Origin of the sequence: Sphingobium chlorophenolicum, from assembly GCF_000722875.1 — a bacterium.
GTDB lineage: Bacteria > Pseudomonadota > Alphaproteobacteria > Sphingomonadales > Sphingomonadaceae > Sphingobium > Sphingobium chlorophenolicum.
Genome location: NZ_JFHR01000126.1, coordinates 1 through 1,078 on the forward strand (window position 1 = coordinate 1; position 1,078 = coordinate 1,078).

Annotated in this window: 1 protein-coding gene; it reads left to right on the forward strand. The window is 67.4% G+C overall.

Annotated elements, in window-relative coordinates; translation table 11 throughout:
* A partial coding sequence (locus tag BV95_RS22535; RefSeq protein WP_037457607.1) for an HAD-IC family P-type ATPase occupies positions 1-1,078 on the forward strand: 1,078 nt, incomplete at both ends.

A 1,078-nucleotide genomic window follows, 5' to 3' on the forward strand; every position in this document is an offset into this window, starting at 1 on the left:
CGCTGGCGAAGCTCGCGCCCGAAACCGCGACCGTGCGACGCGGCGGGCAGACCAGCGAAATCCCGGTCGAGCAGATGGTCGTCGGGGACATTGCCATCGTCCGCCCGAACGAGCGCCTGCCTGCTGACGGCTTCGTCACCAAGGGCACCAGCGCGATCAACCAGGCCCCGGTGACGGGTGAAAGCATCCCGGTCGACAAGGTGCCGGTCGCCGATGCCGCAGCGGCGCGGGCAAAGCCTGATGCAGTGGACGCGGAAAGCCGGGTTTTTGCCGGTACGATCAACGGTGGCGGCGCGATCGAGATCGAGGTCACACGCCGTTCCAATGAAAGCGCGCTCGCCAAGGTCGTGAAGATGGTGAGCGAAGCGGAGACGCAGAAGTCGCCGACGCAGCGCTTCACCGATCGGTTTGAGCGGATCTTCGTGCCTGCTGTCCTGATCCTGTCGGTGCTCCTGCTCTTCGCATGGGTGGTCGTCGACGAGCCGTTCCGCGACAGCTTCTATCGCGCGATGGCGGTGCTGGTGGCGGCAAGCCCGTGCGCGCTCGCCATTGCAACGCCGAGCGCTGTCCTGTCTGGCGTTGCCCGTGCAGCGCGGGGCGGCGTGCTCGTGAAGGGCGGTGCACCGCTCGAAAACCTCGGGTCGCTCAAGGCGATCGCTTTCGACAAGACGGGCACGCTGACCGAAGGTCGTCCGCGCATCACCGATGTCGTGCCCGTCGATGGCGCCGATGAAGGCGAGCTGCTGGTGCTGGCCGTCGCCGTCGAAGCGTTGAGCGACCATCCTCTGGCCCAAGCGATCGTCAAGGACGGCCGCGAACGACTGAACGATCGTGCCGTGCCGACTGCCGGCGACCTCAAGAGCCTGACCGGTCGGGGCGTCACCGCGAGCGTGGATGGCGAGACGGTCTGGATCGGCAAGGCCGAGATGTTCGGGAGTGAGGGCATTCCGGCGCTGGGGCAGGGCGCGCAGGACGCAATCGCGAAGCTGCGCGAGAACGGCCGCACGACAATGGTGGTCCGCAAGGGGGACCGCGACCTGGGCGCGATCGGCCTGATGGACACGCCTCGCGAAGCTGC